An 8,729-nucleotide genomic window follows, 5' to 3' on the forward strand; every position below is an offset into this window, starting at 1 on the left:
TAATCACTCCCTATATTGGTTGGAATTAGCTACTACCATTGTAAGTGATTGCTTTGGGCTTTTTAATTTCTGTTCGGATTAATTATAGAATTTGCCCAATGAATAAAAAGAACGTGTGCACGATTGACGGGATAAGAGATCCCGTCAACGTGGACGCGTTTTTTGTAGTGAGTGAATGCATATTTTTAATCGAAAGTGTGCATATCTCGTGCGAAAGTATGTTCGGTATGCTAGAATAGTTACGCTAAGTTGACGGGTTCAAAACAGCAATATGGTCGCAACGAATTACCTAAGCGAATCAAGCCGACCAGTGCAGTCATGAACCTGTTTTTTAAATCGTGTTGATGATGGTTTATCACTTACCGTCACAATAATTAGACCATGTAAATGAACTAGGGGAGGTAACGTCTGGCATGATTGAACGTCAAGCAGATCGAAAGTTTGATTTAGTTTCAAAATATAAGCCAACTGGTGATCAACCGGAGGCCATCAAAGCGTTGACAGATGGGATTGAAGACGGAAAAAAAGCGCAGATTTTGATGGGTGCTACGGGAACCGGTAAAACATTCACAATCAGCAATGTGATTGCCAACGTTAACAAACCGACGCTGGTTCTATCGCATAACAAAACATTGGCAGGACAGCTCTATGGTGAATTTAAAGAGTTTTTCCCTAACAATGCCGTTGAATATTTCGTTTCTTATTATGATTATTACCAACCGGAAGCCTATGTGCCCTCATCTGACACGTACATCGAAAAAGATTCATCAATCAATGATGAAATTGATAAGTTACGTAATGCGGCCACTAGTTCGCTATTGGAACGGAATGACACGATTGTCGTGGCTTCGGTGTCATCAATCTTTGGTTTAGGTGATCCACACCAGTATAAAGACCATGTTATTTCCTTACGGGTCGGTCAGACAATCGAACGTAATGATTTCATGCGCAAGTTGGTTGACATTCAGTTTGAGCGTAATGATATTGATTTCCAACGTGGCCGTTTTCGAGTGCACGGTGATGTTGTTGAAGTGTTCCCAGCATCTGAAGATCAACATGCGCTACGAATCGAGTTTTTCGGTGATGAAATTGATCGGATGCGGGAAGTCGATGCACTGACTGGTGAAGTAGTTGGTGATCGTGATCATGTCACAATTTTCCCAGCCACTCATTTCATGACGAATGATGCTATTATGGATCATGCCATTACGACGATCGGTGACGAGTTGGAAGACCGGTTGAAGGTGTTGAAGGATCAAGGCAAGTTGTTGGAAGCTCAACGTTTGCAACAACGGACGACTTACGACATGGAAATGATGCGTGAAATGGGTTATACGAGTGGGATTGAAAACTATTCCCGTCACATGGACGGTCGTAAACCCGGTGAACCACCGTTTACGCTGCTAGACTTCTTCCCGAAAGACTTTTTGCTAGTCGTGGATGAGAGTCACGTTACGATGCCACAAGTGCGTGGTATGTACAAAGGTGACCGTTCTAGAAAGCAGATGCTGGTTGATTATGGCTTCCGTTTGCCAAGTGCGCTGGATAATCGACCATTGAAAATTAATGAGTTTGAAAAACACATTAATCAAGTCGTTTACATGTCCGCAACGCCTGGTGACTATGAGCATGAGCAAACGGATACAGTGGTTCAACAGATTATTCGGCCGACGGGTTTGCTCGATCCAACGATTGAAGTTCGACCAATTATGGGTCAAATTGATGACCTCGTTGGTCAGATCAATAAGCGGATTGAAGCTCATGAGCGGACTTTTGTCACGACGATGACCAAGAAAATGGCGGAAGATTTGACGGATTACCTGAAGGATCTGGGAATTCGGGTTCGTTACCTACACAGTGATATTAAAACCTTGGAACGAACGCAAATTATCCGTGATTTACGGTTGGGCAAATTTGACGTGTTGGTCGGCATCAACCTTTTACGTGAAGGAATTGATGTGCCTGAGGTATCGCTGGTTGCCATTTTGGATGCTGATAAGGAAGGCTTCCTAAGAAATGAACGGTCATTGATTCAAACGATTGGTCGGGCTGCCCGTAATTCACACGGGGCGGTTATTATGTATGCGGATACCATTACGGGGTCCATGCAGGCGGCCATTGATGAAACTAAACGGCGTCGTGAGATTCAGGAGAAGTATAACGAAGAACATCATATTACGCCGACAACAATCGTTAAGCCAATTCGTGATAATATCACGGTGACAGCACCAACTGGTGACGGTCAGAAAGAATCAACACTTAATGAAGACGACTTTGATAATCTGTCAAAGTCCGATCAGAATGCAATGTTGGCTGGCTTAAACAAGCAAATGCAAGAAGCTGCCAAGAAACTCGACTTCGAAGAAGCAGCAACGTTGCGTGATACAATCATGGAATTAAAAGCCAAACAGTAAAGGGTGGCAAAGGTAACCAATGGCAAATAACGACAAAATTGTAATACATGGGGCACGTGCCCATAATTTAAAGAATATTGATGTCACGATTCCACGTGACAAGCTGGTAGTCATTACGGGGTTATCTGGTTCAGGGAAAAGCTCACTTGCATTTGATACGTTATATGCTGAAGGACAGCGGCGTTATGTTGAAAGTTTGTCCGCATATGCGCGCCAATTTCTTGGGCAGATGGATAAACCGGATGTGGACTCAATTGATGGCCTGAGCCCGGCGATTTCTATCGATCAGAAGACAACCAGTAAAAATCCGCGGTCAACCGTTGGAACTGTCACGGAAATCAATGATTATTTGCGGCTACTATGGGCGCGGGTTGGGACACCAATTTGTCCAAACGATGGCACAGTTATTACTAGCCAATCTGTTGAGCAGATGGTTGATGAGGTGCTGGCACTCCCTGAACGGACGCGGCTCCAGGTATTGTCGCCGATTGTGCGTCGAAAGAAAGGACAACATGCAAAAATTTTTGCGAAGATTAAACGTGAAGGATTTGTGCGTGTTCAAGTAGACGGCGAAACTTATGATATCGATGAAGTGCCTGAACTAGATAAAAACAAATATCACAGTATCAATATCGTCATTGATCGGGTAATTGTGCATCCAGACGGTGATAGTCGGAGTCGTTTGTTTGACTCATTTGAAGCTGCTCTTCGTCTGAGTGATGGCTATGCGACTGCTGACATCATTGATGGTGAACCGATGCAGTTCTCAGAACATTATTCATGTCCCATTTGTGGGTTTACGGTCGGCGAATTGGAACCACGGCTGTTTTCATTTAATGCACCACTTGGCGCCTGCCCCGATTGTGAAGGGTTAGGGGTTAAACTGGAAGTTGACGAAGATCTTGTCGTTCCAGATCCTAGTAAAACGCTTCGTGAGGGTGCTTTGGAACCCTGGAATCCAATCAGTTCCATGTATTATCCAAGCATGCTAGAACAGTTTGCTAAACAAAACAAGATTGATATGGATACACCTTTCAACAAACTGCCTAAGAAGCAACGTGATATGGTCCTTCATGGATCAAGCAAAAAATTCCATTTCCACTATGAAAATGATTTTGGTGGTGTTCGTGATGTTGATGCCGATTTTGAAGGTGTCATGAACAATGTGTCACGTCGCTACAAGGAAACTAATTCTGACTTTACACGTGATCAAATGCGTCAATATATGACTGAACTGACATGTCAGACTTGTCATGGTTACCGGTTAAATCGCCAAGCACTATCCGTTAAAATTGACGGGAAGCATATTGGTGAAGTTTCCGAAATGGCGATTGATGATGAGTTGCCATTCTTCCAGGGTTTAACTTTGGGCGAGCAAAATAAAGTGATTGCTGAACCAATCGTTAAAGAAATTCGCGATCGGCTATCCTTTTTGACGAGTGTCGGCGTTGGTTACCTTACACTGAGTCGGTCCGCTAGAACATTGTCTGGTGGTGAGGCGCAACGAATTCGTCTAGCTACTCAAATAGGTTCGAATTTGTCTGGTGTACTGTATATCCTTGACGAACCGTCCATTGGGTTGCATCAACGTGATAACGATCGTTTGATCAGTTCACTTAAAAAAATGCGAGATTTAGGTAATACTCTGATCGTGGTTGAACATGATGAGGATACAATGCGGGCGGCCGACTACTTAATTGATATTGGTCCTGGTGCGGGTGAAAATGGTGGCCAGGTTATGGCCGCTGGAACGCCTAAACAAGTTGAACGTAGTACTAAGTCATTAACCGGTCGGTATTTAGCTGGTAAGGACTTCATTCCGGTGCCGCTAAAGCGACGTAAGGGGAATGGTAAGGCCATCGTGTTAAAAGGGGCCTCAGAAAACAATTTACAGAATGTTGATGTACGTTTCCCACTGGGTGAGCTAACAGTTGTGACTGGTGTGTCAGGATCTGGTAAATCCACATTGGTTAACAGCATTCTTGAGAAGGTACTGGCTCAAAAACTCAATCACAATTCGGCCAAACCCGGTAAATACAAGAGTATTGCTGGCGTGAATAATATTGAAAAGATTGTGGATATCGACCAGTCGCCGATTGGCCGGACACCACGTTCCAACCCCGCTACCTATACGGGTGTGTTCGATGACATTCGTGATTTGTTTGCTCAAACGAATGAGGCTAAATTGCGTGGTTATCAAAAGGGCCGCTTCTCATTCAACACTAAGGGTGGTCGTTGTGAGGCCTGTCATGGTGATGGGATCTTAAAGATTGAAATGAACTTCTTACCAGATGTTTATGTGCCCTGTGAAGTTTGTCATGGTTCTCGTTACAATTCAGAAACACTTGAAGTGACGTACAAAGGGAAGAATATCTCGGACGTTCTGAACATGACGGTTTCCGAAGCGTTGGACTTCTTTGCTGCAATTCCTAAGATCACACGTAAATTGCAAACCATTGTTGATGTCGGCCTGGGCTATGTTCATTTGGGTCAGTCAGCAACCACGCTTTCAGGTGGTGAGGCTCAGCGGATGAAGTTAGCTTCTGAACTACACAAGAAGGCCAATGGTCGTAATTTCTATATCTTAGATGAACCAACAACAGGATTGCATTCAGATGACATCAAACGGTTGATGGTTGTCTTGCAGCGACTGGTTGATCACGGCAACACCGTTTTGATCATTGAACATAATTTGGATGTGATTAAGACTGCTGACCATTTGATTGACCTTGGTCCAGAAGGTGGTGCTGGCGGTGGTCAAATTATTGCGACTGGGACGCCGGAAGAGCTTGCTGAAGTTAAGGAAAGCTACACTGGTCAATACCTGAAAGCAGTATTGGAACGAGATACGAAACGTACTGAAGAAGTTGCTGAACAAGCAAAATAATAACGGTACAATTTTTAATGATTTAATAATATGACTGATCAAATCCTAGTCTGTAGGCGTTTTGATCAGTTTTTTTTTGTTTTAACACGATCGTTTTGAGGTTGAAGTTCTGCTTAAGGTTGGCCTACAAGATTAAAATTTGGTAAACTAGCACAAACTTATCTAATAAATATGAATGCGAGAAAGAATGTGACGACATGAAACAAAAAACACCAGTGGTAGAACTGAATCGTTCCTTAGGCATTTGGTCAGCCCTGTCCTTAGTAATCGGGACTATTATCGGCGCCGGCGTATTCGTGAGACAAGCGGCAGTACTTGATGACGCAGGCTCTACCACGGGTGCACTGTTTGCGTGGCTGGCAGGTGGGGTTCTAACATTAACCGCCGGGCTGACCATTGCTGAAATCGCCTCTCAAATGCCGCATACTGGCGGTTTGTATGTTTATATGGAACGAATGTATGGCCGTTTGTGGGGATTTCTATCTGGTTGGATGCAAATCATCATTTATGGACCAGCAATTATTGCAGCGCTTGCGTCATACTTAGGCATTTTAATGACTGATTTTTTTCACCTGTCAGGTGGATGGGGCTTGGCTGTTTCACTCGGAACATTGGTAGCAGTTGGCGTCCTCAATTTATTTTCCAATCGATATGGCGCGATGTTTGCCATTATAACGACGATTTGTAAATTATTGCCAATCGTTGCAATTATTGTATTCGGCTTATTCTTTGGCGATGGCAGTGCGTTGGGCCACAGTGTGTCGACCGCGACTCAGCATGGTAGCAACTTTGGGGTCGCCATTTTGGCTACGTTATTTGCGTTTGACGGGTGGATTCTGGTTGCTAATTTGGGTGACGAAATAAAAGAACCGCAGAAATTATTGCCTCGTGCGATTATTGGTGGGATTAGTATCGTTATGGTTATTTATTTGTTGGTAGCCTACGGCGTTTTTGCAAGTTTGCCAGCTTCAACGATTCATCGACTAGGTACGGGTGCAATTCCGTTTCTTGCCACAAAAGACTTTGGCGCAATTGGCGGTAAGTTGTTGAGCATCGGTGTCATTATTTCCATTATCGGTTGTATCAACGGGAAAATCATGACTTTTCCACGCATTATGTACGCGATGGCACGTGATCGGGAGCTGCCATTTAGTCGTGTGCTGGGTTATTTAAGCCCTAAAACGCGGACACCAATCTTTTCGACCATTGCGGTATTGTTGATTGCTGCACTGATGGTGTTGTTTGCAAACGCAGACCGGCTGTCGGAATTATGTATCTTTACGGTTTATTGCTTTTACGTCATGGCATTTTTGGGATCATTTAAATTGCGTCGTCAGCATAAGAAGCGGCCATTTTCGATGCCATTGTTTCCGTTAACGCCGATTGTAGCGATTGGTGGTTCGCTGTTTGTGCTCATTAGTGAAGTTTTCTCAGATTTCACGGGTGTACTATTCTCTTTGGGAATGGTTGTCGTTGGTATTCCAGTTTATTACTATGAAATTAAACACAATCATGCAGAAGATTTTGTTAAAGAAGATTCAGGAAAGTGAGTTTAGGCAATGCAAGAGAGTCACGTTGAATTGAAACGTTCTCTAGGGCTGTGGTCTGCACTAGCGATTGTAATTGGTACAGTCATTGGTTCCGGGATATTTTTTAAGCAAGCATCTGTTTTACAAATGACAGGTTCTACCAACCTAGCGATGTTGGCCTGGTTATTAGGGGGCTTAATTACCCTCGCTGATGGGCTGACATTATCTGAAATTGGTTCTCAAATTCCGCATACTGGGGGTCTTTACCAATATATGACCCATATTTATGGTGAGTTTTGGGGCTTCATGTCAGGTTGGATGCAGGTTATCGTTTATGCACCAGCAATTGTTGGCTCAATCGCCGGGTATTTAGGCTTATTGGTCACTAATTTCTTTGGCCTCGGAGCAGTTTGGAAGGCACCAATTGCGATTGGTGCCATTATTCTGATTGCGATGTTGAATATGTTGGAAAATCGTTACGGTGCCGCTTTTGCGATTGTGACAACCATTTGTAAGCTGTTGCCGATTGCGGCGATCGTGATTTTCGGGCTCTTCTTTGGCCGTGAAGCTGGCTTCGGTGAGACAGTAACGAGTATCCATCAGAGTGTTGGTAACTTTGGTGTTGCTGTGTTAGGTACCATCTTTGCCTATGATGGCTGGATTCTAGTTACTAATCTAGGTGGCGAAATCAAACGGCCCGAAAAGTTGTTGCCGTTAGCCATTATTTTGGGAATTACCATTGTTATTGTGTTATACCTCGGGGTAACATTTGGCATTTTTCGGTCTTTGAGTGCAGCTAAAATTAATGAACTCGGCCAGAACGCGACGGCCTACTTTGCCTTAAATGCGTTTGGAGCATTCGGCGGGCGACTCGTGAATATTGGGATAATGATCTCAATTATTGGTGCGTTGAATGGTAAAATGATGTCCTTTCCACGGATTTATTATGCAATGGCCGCTAAACGCCATTTGCCGTTTGCCAAACAAATTAGTAGCCTGAACCGTCACACACAAACGCCAGTCGTTGCAACGACGATTTTACTGGCATTGACTAGTTTAATGATCCTGACTGTTGATACGGATCGACTGTCCGAGCTCTGTATTTTTGCGATGTACAGTTTTTATATTGCTGCGTTCGTCGGTGTCTTTATCCTGCGTCGTCGCAATGGTGGCAAACCGGTTGGATTTAGCACGCCGGGTTATCCAGTAGTCCCAATTATTGCCATCATCGGAACTAGTTTTGTGGTTATCAGTGAACTGTTCTTCGATTTTGTCGGGGCGGCAACGTCGCTGGTGATTATTGGACTGGGAATTCCACTTTATTACTGGTTGAAACGACATTATAAAAACGATGATTCTATTGATGTTATGTGATTGATTTAACCTCAGACGAGGTTGTGGGCGTGGTGAAATGCCGCTTACGGTTGCCAACATTGACACGCTCGCCGTGGGACCGGTTCAAGCCCGAAGTTCATGGCCTTTCACCCCGTCGCAGATCCTCGTGAAATTCCGGGTCTCCGTGACCCTCCGTGTTGTAAATTCGAGAAGTGCATTCGAATTAACAACACTTTCACGACTCGGTATCAATGTTGGCGCCCTCCCGCTGACCTAGTTAGGTGAAATCACATAAAACAGATTAATTAGCCGGCTGAAAATAGTTTAATCGACGCCATGGACATTACTTTTTAATACTGATTCACAATTTAGTCATCTGCGTAAAACAACAACGTAACTGTTTTGGTCAATCGATCAAAACAGTTTTTTGTTTTAGACACAAAAATTCCTACAATTATTAATTACTGCTTGAATTGTCAAATTAAGTGCAACACTACATTAAAGAATATTTCATAAGGCGTTTTCCATCCGAGACATTTACGGGGACGATTATTCATTTGTTCT

General features: G+C 43.7%; 4 protein-coding genes. All 4 read left to right on the plus strand.

Translation table 11 applies throughout. From position 1 onward, the window contains the following. Positions 1-413: 413 nt before the first annotated feature. The 4 genes from uvrB (at position 414) to GB992_RS05800 (ending at position 8,204) form a co-directional block, all read left to right on the plus strand. The gene (gene uvrB, locus GB992_RS05785; protein WP_161001611.1) at positions 414-2,414 is read left to right on the plus strand and encodes an excinuclease ABC subunit UvrB; all 2,001 of its coding nucleotides are present in this window, start codon (positions 414-416) and stop codon (positions 2,412-2,414) included. 19 nt (positions 2,415-2,433) lie between these two features. Further along, entirely contained in the window at positions 2,434-5,301 is a 2,868-nt protein-coding gene (gene uvrA / locus GB992_RS05790) for an excinuclease ABC subunit UvrA (protein ID WP_161001612.1), read from the plus strand. Positions 5,302-5,498: 197 nt separating this feature from the next. Continuing rightward, positions 5,499-6,851, plus strand: coding sequence for an APC family permease (locus GB992_RS05795; RefSeq protein WP_161001613.1), 1,353 nt, complete (start codon positions 5,499-5,501; stop codon positions 6,849-6,851). Between the two features lie 9 nt (positions 6,852-6,860). Further along, positions 6,861-8,204, plus strand: a complete 1,344-nt coding sequence (locus GB992_RS05800; protein ID WP_161001614.1) for an APC family permease — start codon at positions 6,861-6,863, stop codon at positions 8,202-8,204. Positions 8,205-8,729 lie beyond the last annotated feature (525 nt).

The organism is Furfurilactobacillus milii (assembly GCF_009863985.1).
Taxonomy (GTDB): Bacteria; Bacillota; Bacilli; order Lactobacillales; family Lactobacillaceae; genus Furfurilactobacillus; species Furfurilactobacillus milii_A.